Here is a 17,407-nt window from a genome sequence, read left to right as displayed (position 1 = left end):
GGAGCTCAGATCACCAGGGTTTCACGCCCGGGCCGCGCACCCCTGAGCCCTCCCCGGAGTTCGACTCCGCGTACTCCTCCTCGGAGGCCCTCCGGCGTTCGCGCAGCTCGTCGAGGCGCTCGTCCTCGGAGGTCTGTCCCGGCTGCGTGTCCGGTGCGCCTCCGCTCCCCGCGCCCTGGCTGTCCTCATCCCCGCCTGCGCCGTCCGCGCCCTCCTCGGCATCGTACTGCTCACCGCCGTCCCCCTCGTCCGGCTGCCCGTCGCCGGCACCCTCGCCTTCGTCCTCGCCGGAGCCCTCGCCGCCGGTCTGCTCGGGCCTGTTCATCGCCTCCTGCGCCTCGTCGACGCCCTGCTCCTGTTCATCCATCTGCTCGTCCTGCGCCGAGCCCTCGGGACGGCACTCCTCGGGCGCCTCGGTGAGAGTCGTGCGCGCGGCGTCGAAGCGCTCGTTCGCGGCGTCCGTGTCACCGGCTTCGCGGAACTCGCCCGCCTGGGCCTCCTGGACGTGCGCGAGGTTCTGCCGAATCGCGCACTCGTCCGCGACGGGGGAGAGTTCGAGGGCCCGTGCGAGCGCGGCGTCCGCCTCGTCCAGCCGGCCCTCCGCGGCGCGCGCGGTGCCGATCGCGAAATGCCCCTTGTGCCGCTCCAGCGGGCTGAGCTCGAGGAAGCGCTCCCCGGCGGACTCCGCAGCCGCATGGTCTCCTGCGGCGAAGGCGGTGCGCGCGGACTGGAGCTGCCAGTGGACGGTCCCCGCCCACGCACCCGCGGCCAGGAGCAGAGCGATGACCACGATGAGCACGGCCCACCTGCGCAGTCCGCGCAGGAACCCGCGGAGCAGTCCGCGCATCGCGGTGCGCGGACCGCGGCCGGTGCGCGCCGGCGTGCCGGCGGTGGACCCGGCCGGAGCCCCGTCGCCCGAGGCCGCACCTGCTCCCGTGGCGGGCTCTGTGCCTGCGGCGATAGGCGCCTCGGTCCCCGCGCCCGTCGGCCCGGACACAGCCCCGGTGCCCGCGCTCATCGTCCCCACCCGCCGCCGTGCGGGCCGCCGCCATAGGGGCCCGGGATGCGCGGACCGGCGGGAGTCGGAGCGGCCGCACGCGGCCGGCCGCCGCTGAGCAGCCCGGTCCTGCGGAGGCCGCGGGCGGCGAGCACCGCCTCTGCGGCGAGCCAAACCGTGAGCGGGATGAAGAGCGCCCACGTGTACTCCGCGACTCCGGCCCGGCTCTCCTCGCGGGCCTGGACGATGCGGTCGGCCTCGGGGAAGGCGAAGCCGGGGTCTGTGCCGGCCTCCCGATGCGCGAAGTCCACGCCCAGATCCCCGGCGATCTCCTCGAGCGCGGCGGTGTCGATGCGCGAGACCGCAGGCTCACCGGTCTCGGGATCCTCGATATGGGCGGGCTCGGACTCGTCCCAGTAGCTGCTCGTCTCCAGCATGCGGCCCCCGGCCTCCGTGCCGTAGCCGTACACGGCGCCCCCGTCCACGAGGTCCGCGAGGTCGCTCATGGGCGCCGGCTCCGCGTCCGAGGTCTGCTCGCCGTCGCCCAGGTAGAACAGCAGGCGGGCGTTCTCCGGCCGGTCCTCCGCGGCCTTCTCCAGGCGTGTGCGCAGATGCGCGGCCGGCTCCGTGATCGAGCTGCCGGAGGAGTAGAGCGTGAGCTCGGGCCGCAGCACCTCGAGCGCGGAGCCCATCGCGGCATGGTCGGTGGTCAGCGGCACGACGGTCTGAGCGGTCGAGGCGAAGGTGACGAGGGAGAAGCGCGCCTCGGGCGCCTGCTCCATGAGTCGGCGGATGTCCTCGACCGCGCCGCTGAGGCGGGGCTCGTCGCCGTTCCAGTCCTCGGCGATCATGGAGGCCGTCGTGTCCACGGCGACGAACACGTCGAGGGCGCTCTCCGCGCGCTCCGCGACGCCCGGGACGGGGACGCCGGGCCGGAGGAGCGCGAGGGCGAGGACGAGCACGGCGGCACCGCGCATCGACCACTGCAGCCGGCGGCCGCGGGTGCGGACCGCGAGCACCGCGCAGCCGGCCAGGAGCAGCCCCGCGAGTCCCGCGAGCACGGGCCAGGGCAGCACGGGGGAGAGGACGAGGTCGTTCACAGCTTCAGCCTCCAGGCCGCAACGAGCAGGATGAGGGTGCCCAGCCCCGCACCGAAGAGCGGGACGAGCGGCCGGTCGTGGAACAGCGTGACGGTGCGCCCGTCGGTGAGCCTGGCCTCCGTCTCCTGTACCGAGGCCACGATCCGGTCGATCGCAGCCCCGTCGGACATCGAGTGCAGGGCGCCGCCCGTGCGCTCCGCGGCCGCCTCCAGTTCGTCGAGCGCTGTCGTGAAGTACCAGGACTCGGGGGCGAGGGCGTAGACGCGGACGCCGGCGTCCTCGGCGATCCCGGCTGCCTCGTCGAGGCTGAACAGGGGGGTGCCCGCGAGCTCGTTGTCCGTCGCGAGGACGATCGAGCGGCTGCGGTCCTCGTCCCGCCGGTCGAAGGCCTCCACGCAGCTGGCGAGACCGTCGCCGATGAGGGACGAGCCGGGCACGTTCTGCGGCTGCGTGGCCATGAGGAAGTCGAGGCCCTCCGTGCCGAAGGTGGTGAGGCCGTCATAGGCGTCCTGCAGGAACTCGGATGCCATGTCGTAGTCGTCGGTGAGGGGGAAGACCGTGACCGCGGTGGAGTTGAACACCGTCATGCCGATCCGCTCCCCGTCGAAGGAGTCGACCATCCGGGCGTAGGCCTCGATGATCTCCGCGTCGTAGCCGATCATCGAACCGGAGGTGTCGAGGCACAGCATGACATCGCGCAGATGGCGCTTGGGGCTGATCGTCTCCCGCTCGGTGGGCCGGGAGACGCCGGCGAGGGCGAAGCCGCAGGTGAGCGCGGCGACGAGGAGCAGCGCGAGGCCGCGCAGCAGCGCCCGTCTGCGCACCCGGGCGTAGGCGGGCAGGGCCGTGAGGCGGTGGAGGCGGGCCACCGGCAGCCGGCCTCGGGCGCGAGCGGGCAGGGCGAGGGCGAGGGCCACAGCGATGACGGCGAGGGTCCCGAGGGCGACGGCCAGCGGCAGCAGCGGGCGGGTCACCATCGCGTCACCACCTCCCTGACGAGGCGCAGCTCCTCATCGACGCGGACGGGCTCCTCGCGGCCGAACTCGGCGGCGTAGAGGCGGGCGACGGCTGAGGCCAGCGGGCCCACCCCGCGCTCGTGCATCTCGCGCGCGGTCATGTGCTCGGTGCGCAGCCCCCAGGCCGCACCGGCGAAGTCCCGCAGCAGCACACTGAGCTCCTGGGCCGCGGCCCGGCCCGTCAGGTCTCCGGCCTCCGCCCTGCGCTCGACCTCGTCCAGGCGCACGGAATAGGTGCGGCGCACGTGCTCGGGCACCGGTCCCACCGCGGCGCGAGCGGACCGCAGCCTGCGCGCGAGCGGCAGGAAGGCCAGGAGGACGGCGAGGAGGAGGCCCAGGACGGCGGCGACCAGCCACAGGTCGGAGGCCGCGAGCGGCGGATGGAGGTCAGCGGACACGGCGGTGCCTCTCCGCGAGCCGGTGGAAGGCGGGCACGGCCTCTGCCGTCCTGCCGACGGTCTCGTGCACCGCGCCGGCTGCGCGCAGCACCCGGTGGGTGCGCGCCCGACGCTGCTCCTCGGCGCGCGCGAACTCCTCGCGCAGCCGCGCATCCGGGGTGAGACCTGCGGGCACATGAGCTCCCGCGGGCACTCGGACCCCGTTGCCGCCTGCGGCCTGCAGGGCCGCGACGGCGTCGTAGGGGGTGCCGCCCTCGGCTGCGAGCGCGAGGGGATCGGCCTCGGCGACCGTGAGCCACAGCAGCTCGTGGTGGGCCGTGAGGCGCCGCAGCAGGCGCAGGCAGTCCTCGTCGAGGTCGATCTCATCGGACACGACGACGAGGAGATGGCGCCGGCGCAGCCGGGTGGACAGCCAGGCGAGGTGGTCCAGGACGGTCTGGGCGTCCGCGGTGCCGCGCTGGGAGAGGATGCGGCGCAGCAGGTGCTCGAGGCCTGCTTCGCTGGACTCCGGCCGGCTCAGCCGCGTGCGGTGCCCGTCGCCCGTGGCGAGGCAGACCTCGTCCCCGCCCCGTACGGCGAACCACCCGGCGATGCCTGCGAGCAGGATGGCGAGGTCGCGCTTGGACTCGCCGCCGGCGGACAGCGCGTCCATCGTCGCGCCCGAGGCGACCACGAGCCCCAGGCGCAGCCGCCTGTGCTCCGCGTAGCGCTTGACGAGAGGCGCGGTGTGGCGGGCCGTGGCCTTCCAGTCGATGTCGCGGATCTCGTCGCCGGGCACGTACTCCCGCAGGTCGTCGAAGTCGAGGGAGCGGCCGTGGAACACGGAGGAGCGGCCCCCCTCCAGCAGACCGGAGACCCTCCGCCGGGTGTGCAGGGTGAGCTGCGCGCGGATCCGGGGGAGGAGGGCGGGTGTCATGGCGTCCTCACCCGGCCGAGGATGTCCGTGACCAGGTGCGCGGCGGTGATGCCCTCGGCGATCGCCTCGAAGGTGAGGACGATCCGGTGCGCCAGGACCCTGTGCGCGAGGTCCTTGACGTCCTCGGGGATCACGTAGTTGCGGCCGCGGATGAGGGCGAGCGCCCGGGAGGCGCGGGTGAAGGCGATGGACGCGCGCGGGGAGGCGCCGGCCTCGATGAGCGTGCCGCGCGGGCCCAGCACGCGCTCGGCCGCGCGGGTGGCCCAGACGAGCTCGACGATGTACCGGCTGATGGCCGGGTCGATGTAGATGTGGCGCGCGGACTCCTGCATGGAGCGCAGCTCGCTGACGGTGCAGGCGGGCTCGGGGCTGTTCTCGTAGACCCCGGCGTCCAGCCTGCTGAGGATCTCCAGCTCCTCCTCCGGGGTGGGGTAGGCGAGGACGTCCTTGAGCATGAAGCGGTCGAGCTGGGCCTCCGGGAGGGGGTGGGTGCCCTCCTGCTCGATGGGGTTCTGGGTGGCCATCACGAGGAAGGGGGTGGGCAGCCGGTGGTGCACCCCGCCGATAGTGGTCTGCCGCTCCTGCATGGCCTCGAGCATCGCCGACTGCGTCTTGGCGCTCGAGCGGTTGATCTCGTCCAGCAGCACCATGTGCGCGTGGACGGGGCCCAGCTTCGTCTCGAACTCGTTCGTGGTGGAGTTGAAGATCTGGGTGCCGATGATGTCGCTCGGCAGGAGGTCCGGGGTGCACTGGATGCGGGCGAAAGAGGCCGAGACCGCACCGGCGAGGCTGGCCGCGGCCGTGGTCTTCGCGAGCCCCGGGACGCTCTCGAGGAGCAGATGGCCCTCTGTGAGAAGTCCGATGAGCAGCGTCTCGCGCAGCCGCTGCTGGCCCACCACGAAGGTGTCGACATGGGCCTTGACACGGGCCAGCACCTCTGCCGCGACGGAGATCTCCCGGGTGTCCGCGGGGGCGGGCTGGTGACGTGCCATCTGTGCTCTCCTCCTCGCACGGGAGGGGCCCGTGCATCCGTGTGCTGCCCCCACCGTATCGGCACCCGCGGACGCGGGTGCTCAGCCCGTGTGACGGTCCGGGAACAGCCGCGGATGTGAGTTGGGGCTCGCCGGGGAAGACACGCCGTGTGGATTCATCCGGCCGATCCTGGGGACGGCCTGGGGACGGCGGCGGAGCCCTGCGCGCGCTCTTCCGCGGCAGCAGTGGGGAAGCGAACCACAGGGCTGTCATTCACACCCTGTGGAGAACTCGAGACGGGGTTCTGTGGGACCGGTGGACGAGGTCGGAGGCGATGGAAAAGCACAGCATATGGGAGTACGCTGGTCACCGAACACAACATCTAGTGGTCGAGCCGTTCGGGCGATTCACGCGGAGAGCCGCGGGAAGAGCGCCGGGAACGGCCGCGGAGGAAGGTCGAAGAGCCCCATGGTCACTGTCTACACGAAGCCCGCATGCATGCAGTGCAGCGCCACTTTCCGCGCCCTCGACTCCAAGGGCGTCGAATACCGCAGCGTGGATCTCAGCGAGGATCCGAGCGCCCTCGACGTGGTCAAGGCGATGGGCTACATGCAGGCTCCCGTGGTGGTCACGGACGATGACCACTGGTCCGGGTTCCGCCCGGACAAGATCGCCGCTCTCACCGCGGAGGCGGCCTCGACCTCGGTGGCCTGAGGGTGTGACGGGCAGTGCTCGTCGTCTACTACTCGAGTCCCTCGGAGTACACCCATCGCTTCGCGGCGAAGCTGCGCCATCCGGTGCGGCGGCTGCCGCTGCTGACGAAGGACGAGATGCCCGTCGTGGACGAGCCCTTCGTCCTCATCACGCCGACCTACGGCGCCGGCCCCCACCGGGGGTCGGTGCCCAAGCAGGTCATCAAGTTCCTCAACATCAAGGCCAACCGCGAGCGTCTGCTGGGCGTGATCGGAGCCGGGAACACCAATTTCGGTGAGAACTACTGCCGTGCGGCGGACATCGTGTCCGTCAAGTGCGGGGTGCCGGTTCTCTACCGCTTCGAGCTCCTCGGCATGCCCGGGGACGCGGAGAACGTAGACAGAGGATTGGACGAACTGTGACAAGCATCAGCGCCGCACGCGACGTGGAAGCCGTCATCCGCGAGGAGACGGACCTCGACTACCACGCGCTCAATGCCATGCTCAACCTCTACGATGCGGACGGCCGCATCCAGTTCGAGAGGGATCGGCAGGCTGCCAGGCAGTACTTCCTGCAGCACGTCAACAACAACACCGTCTTCTTCCACGACCTCAGGGAGAAGCTGGACTACCTCGTCGAGCACGACTACTACGAGCGCGAGGTGCTCGAGCAGTACTCGTTCGAGTTCATCAAGGACCTCTCGCAGCTCGCGTATTCGAAGAAGTTCCGCTTCCAGACCTTCCTGGGCGCCTTCAAGTACTACACCTCCTACACGCTCAAGACCTTCGACGGGAAGCGCTACCTGGAGCGCTTCGAGGACCGCGTGGTCATGGTCGCGCTGTTCCTGGCCCGCGGCGACGAGACGCTCGCGACCCGGCTGGTCGAGGAGATCATCGCAGGCCGCTTCCAGCCTGCGACGCCCACCTTCCTCAACGCGGGCAAGAAGCAGCGGGGCGAGCTCGTCTCCTGCTTCCTGCTGCGGATCGAGGACAACATGGAGTCGATCGGCCGCTCCATCAACTCCGCGCTCCAGCTGTCCAAGCGCGGCGGCGGAGTGGCCTTCTCGCTCACGAACATCCGCGAGCACGGTGCGCCCATCAAGAAGATCGAGAACCAGTCCTCCGGGGTCATCCCGGTGATGAAGCTGCTCGAGGACTCCTTCTCCTACGCCAACCAGCTGGGAGCCCGTCAGGGCGCCGGTGCCGTGTACCTCCACGCCCACCACCCGGACATCTACCGCTTCCTCGACACCAAGCGGGAGAACGCGGACGAGAAGATCCGCATCAAGACCCTCTCCCTGGGCGTCGTCATCCCGGACATCACGTTCGAGCTGGCCAAGCGCAAGGAGGACATGTACCTCTTCAGCCCCTATGACGTGGAGCGCGTCTACGGGGTGCCGTTCACGGAGGTGTCCGTGACGGAGAAGTACTACGAGATGGTCGACGACGCGCGGATCCGCAAGACGAAGATCGATGCGCGCGAGTTCTTCCAGACGCTGGCGGAGATCCAGTTCGAGTCCGGGTACCCGTACGTCATGTTCGAGGACACCGTGAACCGGGCCAACCCGATCGACGGCAAGATCACGATGTCGAACCTGTGCTCGGAGATCCTCCAGGTCTCGGAGCCCAGCCGCTACGATGCGGACCTCGGCTACGAGACGGTCGGCAAGGACATCTCCTGCAATCTGGGCTCGCTCAACATCGCGCTCACGATGGACTCCGAGGACCTGGGCCGCACCGTCGAGACCGCCATCCGCGGGCTCACGGCGGTCTCGGAGACCTCGGACATCGACTCCGTGCCCTCGATCGCGCGCGGCAACGACATGAGCCATGCGGTGGGTCTGGGGCAGATGAACCTGCACGGGTATCTGGCTCGCGAGCACATCCACTACGGCTCGGACGAGGGCCTCGACTTCACGAACATCTACTTCTACACCGTCGCCTACCATGCGGTGCGTGCGTCGATGGAGATCGCGAAGGAGCGCGGGCGCACGTTCGCCGGCTTCGAGCGGTCCAAGTACGCCACCGGCGAGTACTTCGAGAAGTACACGGAACAGGAGTGGAAGCCGCGCACGGAGCGGATTGCGCAGCTGTTCGCGGACGCCGGCGTGCACATCCCCACGCAGGAGGACTGGGCCCGCCTCCGGGACGATGTCGCCGAACACGGCATCTACAACCAGAACCTGCAGGCGGTGCCGCCCACGGGCTCCATCTCGTACATCAACAACTCGACCTCCTCGATCCACCCCGTGGCCTCGAAGATCGAGATCCGCAAGGAGGGCAAGATCGGGCGCGTCTACTACCCGGCGCCCTTCATGTCGAACGAGAACCTGGACTACTACCAGGACGCGTACGAGATCGGCTACGAGAAGATCATCGACACGTACGCCGAGGCCACCCAGCACGTCGATCAGGGCCTCTCGCTCACGCTGTTCTTCAAGGACACCGCGACCACGCGCGATATCAACAAAGCCCAGATCTACGCGTGGAGGAAGGGCATCAAGACCCTGTACTACATCCGTCTGCGCCAGCTCGCGCTGGCCGGGACCGAGGTCGAGGGCTGCGTGTCCTGCATGCTCTGACCACCGGTTCGGCACCCGTCCGCCGCTGTGCGGGCGGGTGCCTCCGCGCACGGTCGGCCGTGCGCACCCGCACCACGCACCGGTCTCCCCATGACACGGTCCCGCACACGAGGAAAGGCCTGAAGAGGAAGCCATGACTGAGAAGCTCTCGCTCGTCTCCCATGTCGATGCGATCAACTGGAATCGCATCCAGGACGATGTCGACCTCGAGGTGTGGGACCGCCTCACCGCCAATTTCTGGCTGCCGGAGAAGGTGCCGCTGTCCAATGACGTGCCGTCCTGGTCGACGCTCACGGAGGAGGAGAAGACGCTCACGATGCGCGTCTTCACCGGCCTGACCCTGCTCGATACGATCCAGGGCACGGTGGGTGCGGTCTCGCTCATCCCGGACGCGCTCACTCCGCACGAGGAGGCCGTCTACACGAACATCGCGTTCATGGAGTCCGTGCACGCGAAGTCGTACTCCTCGATCTTCTCCACCCTGTGCTCCACGAAGGACATCGACGAGGCGTTCCGCTGGTCCACGGAGAACCAGAACCTGCAGCGCAAGGCGGAGATCATCCTCTCCTACTACCACGGTGACGATCCGCTCAAGCGGAAGGTCGCTTCGACGCTGCTGGAGTCCTTCCTCTTCTACTCCGGCTTCTACCTGCCCATGTACTGGTCCTCGCGGGCCAAGCTCACGAACACCGCGGATCTCATCCGCCTCATCATCCGCGACGAGGCCGTCCACGGCTACTACATCGGCTACAAGTACCAGCGGGGGCTGGAACGCGTGGACGAGGCCAAGCGGGAGGAACTCAAGGACTACACGTTCAACCTGCTCTTCGAGCTCTACGAGAACGAGGTGCAGTACACCCACGACCTCTACGACGGCGTGGGCCTGAGCGAGGACGTGAAGAAGTTCCTCCACTACAACGCGAACAAGGCACTCATGAATCTGGGCTACGAGCCCATGTTCCCGCGCGAGGTCACGGACGTGAACCCGGCGATCCTGTCCGCGCTCTCGCCCAACAGCGATGAGAACCACGACTTCTTCTCCGGCTCAGGCTCGTCCTATGTCATCGGCAAGGCGGAGAACACCGAGGACGACGACTGGGACTTCTGACGCCTGGTCCAGCTGACAGTCCGTAAAGGCTGGTGAGCGGCCCGGACCTGCAGGTAACTGCGGGTCCGGGCCTCTTTTCGTGCCTCCATCCGTAGGACAGAGGAGAGCACAGATGAACATCAGTACCCGTTCGGCGTGGCACGTCAGTGGCACGTGCGCACCTTCCAGGCGAGCGCGCCCCGGAGAACACTCCGGATTCCGGTGCCGGCGCCGGATCAGCTGTCACCCCCGTTCCATCAGCCCTGGCACGCAGTCTCAGGACAGCGACGGCTCTCCGGTCACAGGCGAGGCGTCACAGGGTGACGGTGCCTGAGACGACTGCGTCGGCTCGCCCGCCGACCCAGAGCGTGCCGTCATCGTCGGTGGTGACGTGGATGCGGCCGTGCCGGCCCATCGCGGTGCCCTGCGCGGCGGCATAGGGGGCGGTGGCGCGGCCGGTGGTGATGAGCCATTCCGCTGCGGCGGCGTTCAGGCTGCCCGTCACCGGGTCCTCCCGCAGGGGTTCTTCGCCCTCGGTGAAGAACGCCCGCAGTTCGAACGCGGTCTCCGTGCCGGGGTCGTGGGCGCCGATCACGCCGATATCCCAGCGGCCCGGGTGCGCGGAGGCGTCGGGGCGCAGACCCAGCACCGTGTCGGCGTGGTCGAGCAGGAGCCCCACCCAGCCGGGCCCGTTGTCGAGCCATTCCGCGTCCACGACCTGATCGTGCTCGATCCCGAGGATCTCGATCAGTGCGGTCACCAGCTCAGGGTCGACCGGGCCCGAGCGCAGTCGCGCGGGCGCGGAGAACGCGAGCCGGTCGCCCTCGATGCGGATCGGGACGAGGCCGGCCCCGCATTCCTGGACCACCACGCCCGGCTGCTTCGGGACGCCGCCGGCGTCGAGCCAGGCGCGTGCGGTGCCGAGGGTCGGGTGGCCCGCGAAGGGCAGCTCCGTGTTCAGGCTGAAGATGCGCACCCGATAGTCCGCTCCCGGATCGGTCGCAGGCAGCACGAAGGTGCATTCGGAGAGGTTCGACCAGACCGAGAACCTCCGCAGCGCCTCGTCGTCGAGCCCGTCGGCGTCGAGGATCACCGCGACCGGGTTGCCGGTGCAGGGGGCCTGGCCGAACACGTCGACCTGACGGAACCTGCGAGTCGTACCTTCGGCGTCGTCCCGTGCGCTGTCGTGTGCGTGGGGGGTGGAGTGCTGCATGGAACGTCCTCACTGGTGGGGTACGGCGGTGGTGCGCATGACGAGTGCCGTCCCGCCGGGAACCTGGGTCGCGTCGAGCGACACCTCGATGCTTGATAGTTCGGACAGGCTGCGCAGGTGCGTCCCGCCGCAGGGGATCGTGGCGGTCTTCTCGGGGAGGCGACAGGTCCAGGTCCGGCGGGCCGAGAGTTCGTCGCCGGCTCGTTCGATGCTCACGGTCGCGCCGGTGGAGACCCAAGCCCCCAGTATCCAGTTGATGCGGTGGGCAAGGCTCTCGAGATCCTCGAGCGCCTCTGGGCGGAATCCCTTGCGGCGCAGACTCTTGCCGACCCGATAGACGTCGACGGAACTGAACTCCTCGATCGCGGAACGCTGGACGGCAAGGGAGTCAAAAGCCGGGTTACCCAGAGAATCTACGTTCACGGGTTTCCCCCAGGCGTCGGCGAGGGCCGCATCCAGCGCCAGCGCTGCGAGGTGGCAGGCGGTGTGCCCGGCAGAGAGTGCAGCGCGGTGCTCCTCGTCCACGTCGATACGCACTTCAGCGCCGACCTGGGGCGGAGGACCATCGACGAGGTGGACCACGCAGAACGTCCACCCGGGCGTGCCGAGGCGTGCCGACAGGTTCTCGCCGTAGACGAGAACACCGTCCTGGAAACCGCCGGTGACTGCCGTGATGATGCTGAGTTCGGAATCACCGGAGCGCATGATGCCGCGGTCGGCGGGCTGATCGGGCCATGACGCATCGACCGGATGGAACGCGGTGCGGTCGAGCACGACGGCCCAGCCGCCCTGCTCGCCCGCTTCGACATGGACGACGGCCCCGGTGGAGGCGAGCGCACCGTCGGGATAGCTCACCCGGGTCTCGGCGATCGCGGGAACTTCATGCATCGTGTCGGGGCTCCTTCTCAGCTGGGTCGAGGCCCGGGACCGGGGCACTCTCGCTCGCGGGCGCGGCCGGCGCTGCCAGCTCTGCACGGAGTGCGTCCGCGAACGCGTCGATATCCTCTTCGGTCGTGTCGAAGGAGCACACCCAGCGCACCTCGCCTCGCGACGCATCCCAGTCGTAGAAGCCGAACCGCGTACGGAGACGGTCGGCGATCCCTGCGGGCAGCGTGGCGAACACGCCATTGGCCTGCGTGTCCTGCGTGCATGCGACCCCTGGCAGGCCCTCGACTGCGGCGCGCAAACGCAACGCCATCGCGTTGGCGTGCGCCGCGGACCGCAACCACAGGTCATCGTCCAGGAGCGCGAGGAACTGTGCGGATACGAACCGCATCTTCGACGCGAGCTGCATGTTCATCTTCCGCAGATACACCAGCCCCGGCGCGGCGTCGGGATCCAGCGCCACCACGCATTCGCCGAACACGAGCCCGTTCTTCGTGCCACCGAACGACAGCACATCCACGCCCGCATCGCTCGTGAACGACCGGACCGGGACGTCCAGTGTCGCCGCAGCGTTCGCGAGGCGGGCACCGTCCATGTGCACGCGCATGCCACGGGAGTGCGCGTGGGCTGTGATCGCGCGGACCTCGTCGACGGAGTAGCAGGTGCCGAGCTCGGTGGTCTGCGTGATCGAGACCGCCAAGGGTTGGGCCCGGTGCTCGTCGCCCCACCCCCACGCCTCCCGGTCGATCAGCTCCGGGGTCAGTTTGCCGTCCTCGGTGGGCACCATCAGCAGCTTCATCCCACCGACGCGCTCGGGCGCCCCGTTCTCATCGACGTTGATGTGCGCGGTCTGCGCGCACACCACCGCACCCCATCGCGGGAGCAGGGACTGGAGTGCGAGCACATTGGCTCCGGTGCTGTTTAAGACGGGATAGGTCTCCGCGCGATCACCGAACCGGGCGCGCATCTCCGCCTGGAGCCGGGCCGTGTAGTCATCGCCGCCGTACGCCGCTTGGTGTCCGCCGTTCGCCGCGATCAGCGCCTGTAGCACCTGGGGGTGAGCGCCCGAACAGTTGTCCGAGGCGAAACCGCGAACGGACGCATCGTGCAGGCGCCCGCCCAGGGTTTCGTCCGGGGTGGTGCGCGAGCGCTTCGGCTCGGGCGAAGGGTCGGTCATCATGCGGCTCCTGCTCGGGTTCGTGGTGCTCGCGGTCGTCGTCTCAGTGGTCCGGGTGCTCGCGCAGCCAGGTCAGCACCTGCTGCGCGTGCGTGTTGGGCGGGAAGATCGGGTAGAAGGCGTGCTCGATCACCCCGTCCCGCACGATCAGCGTCAGCCGCGCATACAACCGGTCATGCCCGGGCGCGGTGAACGTCGGCAGGCTCAGTGCGTCGCCCAGCGCGAACGACTCGTCGGAGATCATGGTGAACGGCAGCCGCAGCCGGTCCACCACCTCGGCCTGATAGACCGGGGCCTGACTGGAGAGGCCGAACACCCCGGTCGCGCCGGCATCGCGCAGCGCGGCGAAGTGGTCCCGGAAGTCGCAGGCCTCGGTCGAGCAGCCGCGCGCCCCGGGGATCTCATCCCACCCCTCGGGCAGGTCCACCCCGGGCCGTCCGGTCAGCGGGTAGAGGTAGATCACGGTGCGCCCCGGGCCCAGGTCGGTCAGGCGCAGACGGCCGCCGTCGCTGATCGGCAGTGTCAGATCGGGCAGCGGTGATCCCGGCAGGTGGTCGGCGGCTCCGTCGTCCTCGGGAACGGGCAGGCCGGCCGGCAGGGTCGTGTAGTCGGTCATGGGATCTCCTGAGCGTCGAGGGTCTGTTCGGCCGTGAGGTTCTCTGTTCTGATGATGGATGCCGAACCGGGCATCGGCTGCCCGTCATGGGGCCTCCTTCGGCGTCACCGCCTTCTCCTCGCCCGGAGCCGGACCGGCCGTGCGTGCGCCGCTGCGCTGTGCGGCGGCCCCCGCGACGATCACGACGGCGATGCCGAGCACCTGCATGGGGGTGGGGGACTGGGCGAGCACGAGCAGCCCGATGAGGATGCCGAAGGCGGGTTCGACGGAGAGCAGGGTGCCGAATGCGGTGTGGTTCATGCGGCGCAGGGCGAGCATCTCGAGTCCGAAGGCGATCACCGGTGTGATCAGCGCGATCCCCGCGGCCGCGGGCAGCACCCACCAGGTGAAATCGCCGCCTGTGACCTGAGGCAGTCCGAACGGGAGGGTGGCCGCTGCCGCGATCGGGATCGTGAGCGAGAGCCCGCTGATGCCCGAGAACCGATCGCCTATGTGCTGGGTGAACACGTTGTACAGCCCCCAGCACGCGCCCGCGGCCAGGGCGAACCCCGCGCCTGCGAGATCGACGGTTCCGTGCCAGGGCTCGGTGAGCGCCACGACGCCTGCGAAGGCGAGCAGCGGCCAGATCAGCGCCTTCCGCTGTCTGCTCATCAGCCCCGCGACCGTCAGCGGGCCCAGGAACTCGATCGCGACCGCGGTGCCGAGCGGGATGCGCTCGATGGCGGCGAGGAAGAGCGTCGTCATGAACCCGGTGACCGTGCCGAGCACGAGCAGCGCCGGAAGGTCTCGGCGGCGCAGGGAGCGGATCGCCGGGCGGGCGATCATCCACAGGAAGACCGCCCCGAAGCACATGCGCAGCCATGCCGTGCCGGCCGCGCCGATCTGCTCGATCACACTCACCGACAGGGCGTTGGACAGCTGTACGGCGAGCATCGCGGCGATGGCCATCGACCAGGGCGGAACTCCCGCGGTGCCCGCCCCCGTGCCGGTGCGCGGAGTTGTCACGAGGCGCCGATCAGCCGCCGCCGGACGCGGACATCCGGGCCGAGCCCGGTCAGCGCGTCGGCCAGGGCGTCGGCCGCGTCGGTGAGGGCGTCATCGCTCATCGGGGCGAGGGCGTCGAGGATGAACACCGCGGTCGTCGTGTCGTCCGTGAGAGCCGTGCGGGAGCACTGGCGCCAGTTCCAGCGGCGGCAGGTGACACCCGCATCGTCACCCCAGATGACCTCGCCGGGTGCGGGATGCTCGACCACCGCCTCGCCCGCGGCGGTCGTGTCGAACGCCTCCTCCCCCGTGGCCCGGATGAGCCGTGGTGCGCCCTGATAGCGGGCCAGGTCCTCGCCGCCCAGGGGCACCTGATGCAGCACCGAGATCGCGTTGTACACATCGGTGAGCCGGTTGACGCGCGGCAGCCCCGCGGCGGCCCGCCGCATGAGCGCCTCCAGGCTGTTGCGCGTCCGCTGCGGCTTGGCGCCGAATGCCCGGTACGCCTCGCGCCAGGCGGCGATATGGGGGAGCTCGGTGGCGGGCTGCTGCGCGAGCACGTGCGCCGCCTGGGCCTCGGCGGCGACCAGCAGCTCCTCGCTCACCCGGTCGCTGGGGGCCGGTTCGATCCCGGCGACGGCGAGCAGCATGACGCGGTAGTCGGGGCGCAGCCGGGTCACCTCGGGCGCGATGTGCGCGCTCGCGAGTACGCTATCGAGTCCTGTGGCGGCCTCGGCGGCCGCTGTCTGCTCATGCATGTGAGGTCTCCGTTCGGTGCCCGGATCCGACGCCGGGCTCGTAGACGGTCAGGGAGAAGCGGGTGCGGATGGTGCCGGGATTGGCATAGGAGTGCTCGTCATCGCCGGTGAACGCGAGCGCATCGCCGGGAGCCAGGGTGAAGGCCTCCTGTCCCACGGTGAGGACGAGCGTCCCCTCGTGCACCTGCAGGAGCTCCCTGGTTCCCTGGGTGTGGGCCTCGCTCGCGTGCTCCTCGCCCGGGGCGAGCGTCCAGTCCCAGAGCTCGACGACCTCGGGCGGCTCGGTGCCGGCGACGAGCACGCCTCGCCCGCCTGCGGCGCCCTTCCACAGGACGGCTCCCTCACCGGCGGGAGTGAGCTTGGCCCGTTCCCGGTGCGGTGGTTCCACCAGTGCGGGGAGCCCCACCCCCAGGGCATCGCTCAGACGCAGCAGGACCCCGATGCTGGGGTTCGCCGTCCCCTGTTCGACGTTCACGACCATCCGGCGGCTCACATTGGCGGCCTCGGCGAGCCGATCCAGCGTCCAGCCCCGCTCGGTCCGCTCGTGTCTCACCCGCGATCCGATCACGGCAGCCAGCGATTCCGCATCCATGAGTGCAGTATAGTGCACTGCCGAGTGCAGTGGGCTGCGGGTGCTGCGCCCCGGTGCCGCATCTGGTCGACGTGGTGAAGCGCTGCCGCTCGATGGTCGCCCCGGCCACACCCTCCCCGGAATGATCTCCCGCAACCCATCTTGTCGGATTAGAGTGAGGGTGCGGTATGTGCGGAGCCGTGGGTGCGCCCGATGCGACCGCGAGGGCGGTGCGGGGTGAACGGAAGGTGCGGTGATCCGGTGCGGAGATTCGGAGTGGAGCAGGAGTTCCTCGTGGTCGATGCGGAGACGCTGCTGCCGGTGCCGCGGGGCGATGCGGCGGTCGAGTCCCTCGAGGCGGATGCCGCGGGTGCGTTCGAGGTGACCGTGGAGTTCAAGCGCGAGCAGATCGAGGTGGCAGCGCCGCCGCAGAAGACTTTCCAGGCCCAGATCGAAGCCGTGCGTCGCGGGCGCGAGCTCGTCGATCGCGCTGCGGCGGCGGTGGAGGCTCGGGCGGCGGCGCTCCCGGTCGTGCCGGGAAGGCACGGCAGCACGCTCTCCGGCGGTGAGCGCAACCGCGCGATCGGGCGGGCCTTCGGTCTCACCGCTGTCCAGCAGCTGACATGCGGCCTGCATGTCCACGTCGCCGTCGCGTCTTCCGCGGAGGGTGTTGCGGCCCTCGATCGGGTCCGCATATGGCTGCCTGCGTTCCTGGCGCTGAGCGCGAACTCCCCGGTCTGGGACGGGGTCGACACCGGCTACGCAAGCTACAGGTATCAGCTCTGGTCGCGCTGGCCGACAGCGGGGCCGCCGCCCGTCTTCGGCTCTGCTGCGGCCTACGAGGCGCACCGCCGCAGACTGCTGGACTCCGGCGTGCCGCTCGACGAGGGGATGCTCTACTTCGATGCGCGGCTGTCGCACCATGCGCCGACTCTCGAGTTCAGGGTCGCGGACATCAGCCTGTCCTCCGAGCGGACGGTCGTGATCGCGGGGCTGATGCGAGCGCTTGTCGAGTCTGCGGTGCGCGACTGGCGGTCTGGCCGGCCTGTGCCGGAGGTTGACACCGAGGTCCTGCGAGTGTGGATGTGGCGAGCCAGCCGCTTCGGTGTCGACGGCGATCTCGTCGACCCGGCAACGGGCCTGCCCGCCTCCGCGACTGCAGTCGTGGGCCGGCTGCTCTCGCACGTCCGGCCGATCCTGAGCGAATGGGGCGACGCCGCGGCGGTCGAGGCGGGCATCGCCGAGATCATGGGCGGCGGCTCGGATGCGGCGCTGCAGCGCAGTGCGCTCTGCGGTGAGGCCGATGCGACGGGACTGGTCCGCGCCGCGCTCGCGCGGTCCCGGCCGCCGGCCCCGTCTTCTGATTAAAGCAAGGTGTCTTGAATGTTCGGCGATCACCTCGTAGCGTGGGGACTCCAAGCGGAACCGCTTGGGAAGTCCTCG

At 69.8% G+C, this 17,407-nt stretch carries 18 protein-coding genes; 5 read left to right on the top strand and 13 right to left on the bottom strand.

The features are described from left to right. Positions 1-10: 10 nt before the first annotated feature. From K318_RS24500 to K318_RS0100245, 6 genes are read right to left on the bottom strand one after another with little or no spacing between them, the layout of a single operon-like run. Complete coding sequence (locus tag K318_RS24500; RefSeq protein ID WP_156913724.1) at positions 11-1,018, bottom strand: hypothetical protein; 1,008 nt, start codon at positions 1,016-1,018, stop codon at positions 11-13. Beyond that, positions 1,015-2,097 carry a VWA domain-containing protein gene (locus tag K318_RS18250; protein ID WP_051297277.1) on the bottom strand — a complete coding sequence of 361 codons (1,083 nt, stop codon included), beginning with the start codon at positions 2,095-2,097 and terminating at the stop codon, positions 1,015-1,017. Before K318_RS18250 ends, K318_RS24500 begins: the two co-directional genes overlap by 4 nt. After that, the gene (locus tag K318_RS0100260; protein WP_029087983.1) at positions 2,094-3,074 is read right to left on the bottom strand and encodes a vWA domain-containing protein; all 981 of its coding nucleotides are present in this window, start codon (positions 3,072-3,074) and stop codon (positions 2,094-2,096) included. The genes K318_RS18250 and K318_RS0100260 overlap by 4 nt, the downstream gene beginning before the upstream one ends. Continuing rightward, positions 3,068-3,511 carry a hypothetical protein gene (locus K318_RS0100255; protein WP_029087982.1) on the bottom strand — a complete coding sequence of 148 codons (444 nt, stop codon included), beginning with the start codon at positions 3,509-3,511 and terminating at the stop codon, positions 3,068-3,070. The genes K318_RS0100260 and K318_RS0100255 overlap by 7 nt, the downstream gene beginning before the upstream one ends. Next, positions 3,501-4,427: a DUF58 domain-containing protein gene (locus K318_RS0100250; RefSeq protein ID WP_029087981.1), complete on the bottom strand. Its 927-nt coding sequence runs from the start codon at positions 4,425-4,427 to the stop codon at positions 3,501-3,503. The genes K318_RS0100255 and K318_RS0100250 overlap by 11 nt, the downstream gene beginning before the upstream one ends. Continuing rightward, entirely contained in the window at positions 4,424-5,419 is a 996-nt protein-coding gene (locus K318_RS0100245; protein WP_029087980.1) for an AAA family ATPase, read from the bottom strand. Before K318_RS0100245 ends, K318_RS0100250 begins: the two co-directional genes overlap by 4 nt. Positions 5,420-5,867: 448 nt before the next feature. Here K318_RS0100245 and nrdH point away from each other — a divergent pair, with 448 nt between their 5' ends. The 4 genes from nrdH (at position 5,868) to nrdF (ending at position 9,781) form a co-directional block, all read left to right on the top strand. Next, on the top strand, positions 5,868-6,113 hold the full coding sequence (gene nrdH / locus K318_RS0100240) for a glutaredoxin-like protein NrdH (RefSeq protein ID WP_029087979.1): 246 nt from the start codon (positions 5,868-5,870) through the stop codon (positions 6,111-6,113). A gap of 14 nt (positions 6,114-6,127) precedes the next feature. Next, positions 6,128-6,514, top strand: a complete 387-nt coding sequence (gene nrdI / locus K318_RS0100235) for a class Ib ribonucleoside-diphosphate reductase assembly flavoprotein NrdI (RefSeq protein ID WP_029087978.1) — start codon at positions 6,128-6,130, stop codon at positions 6,512-6,514. Positions 6,515-6,519: 5 nt separating this feature from the next. Next, positions 6,520-8,673 (top strand): class 1b ribonucleoside-diphosphate reductase subunit alpha, encoded by a 2,154-nt coding sequence (gene nrdE / locus K318_RS0100230; RefSeq protein WP_425393436.1) that lies wholly within the window; start codon positions 6,520-6,522, stop codon positions 8,671-8,673. Between the two features lie 133 nt (positions 8,674-8,806). Further along, the gene (nrdF, locus tag K318_RS0100225; protein WP_029087976.1) at positions 8,807-9,781 is read left to right on the top strand and encodes a class 1b ribonucleoside-diphosphate reductase subunit beta; all 975 of its coding nucleotides are present in this window, start codon (positions 8,807-8,809) and stop codon (positions 9,779-9,781) included. A 292-nt stretch (positions 9,782-10,073) separates the two neighbouring features. Here nrdF and K318_RS0100220 read toward each other — a convergent pair whose 3' ends face one another. From K318_RS0100220 to K318_RS0100190, 7 genes are all read right to left on the bottom strand, one after another. Continuing rightward, positions 10,074-10,973 carry a PhzF family phenazine biosynthesis protein gene (locus K318_RS0100220; RefSeq protein WP_051297276.1) on the bottom strand — a complete coding sequence of 300 codons (900 nt, stop codon included), beginning with the start codon at positions 10,971-10,973 and terminating at the stop codon, positions 10,074-10,076. A 9-nt stretch (positions 10,974-10,982) separates the two neighbouring features. Beyond that, the gene (locus tag K318_RS0100215; RefSeq protein WP_029087974.1) at positions 10,983-11,861 is read right to left on the bottom strand and encodes an alanyl-tRNA editing protein; all 879 of its coding nucleotides are present in this window, start codon (positions 11,859-11,861) and stop codon (positions 10,983-10,985) included. Continuing rightward, on the bottom strand, positions 11,854-13,035 hold the full coding sequence (locus K318_RS18245) for a threonine aldolase family protein (protein WP_084499613.1): 1,182 nt from the start codon (positions 13,033-13,035) through the stop codon (positions 11,854-11,856). The genes K318_RS0100215 and K318_RS18245 overlap by 8 nt, the downstream gene beginning before the upstream one ends. A 43-nt stretch (positions 13,036-13,078) precedes the next feature. Then, positions 13,079-13,651, bottom strand: coding sequence for a peroxiredoxin (locus K318_RS18240; RefSeq protein WP_035280123.1), 573 nt, complete (start codon positions 13,649-13,651; stop codon positions 13,079-13,081). An 84-nt stretch (positions 13,652-13,735) separates the two neighbouring features. After that, positions 13,736-14,656 carry an EamA family transporter gene (locus K318_RS18235; RefSeq protein WP_342664190.1) on the bottom strand — a complete coding sequence of 307 codons (921 nt, stop codon included), beginning with the start codon at positions 14,654-14,656 and terminating at the stop codon, positions 13,736-13,738. Then, entirely contained in the window at positions 14,653-15,393 is a 741-nt protein-coding gene (locus tag K318_RS0100195) for a B3/B4 domain-containing protein (protein ID WP_029087973.1), read from the bottom strand. Before K318_RS0100195 ends, K318_RS18235 begins: the two co-directional genes overlap by 4 nt. Continuing rightward, on the bottom strand, positions 15,386-15,985 hold the full coding sequence (locus K318_RS0100190; protein ID WP_029087972.1) for a helix-turn-helix domain-containing protein: 600 nt from the start codon (positions 15,983-15,985) through the stop codon (positions 15,386-15,388). The genes K318_RS0100195 and K318_RS0100190 overlap by 8 nt, the downstream gene beginning before the upstream one ends. 240 nt (positions 15,986-16,225) lie before the next feature. On the opposite strand from K318_RS0100190, the gene K318_RS18230 reads away from it, so the two are divergent. Then, on the top strand, positions 16,226-17,332 hold the full coding sequence (locus tag K318_RS18230; protein ID WP_051297274.1) for a carboxylate-amine ligase: 1,107 nt from the start codon (positions 16,226-16,228) through the stop codon (positions 17,330-17,332). The last annotated feature ends 75 nt before the right edge of the window (positions 17,333-17,407 follow it).

The organism is Brevibacterium album DSM 18261, assembly GCF_000426445.1.
Taxonomy (GTDB): Bacteria; Actinomycetota; Actinomycetes; order Actinomycetales; family Brevibacteriaceae; genus Brevibacterium; species Brevibacterium album.
This window is presented reverse-complemented; position numbering and strand designations above follow the sequence as displayed.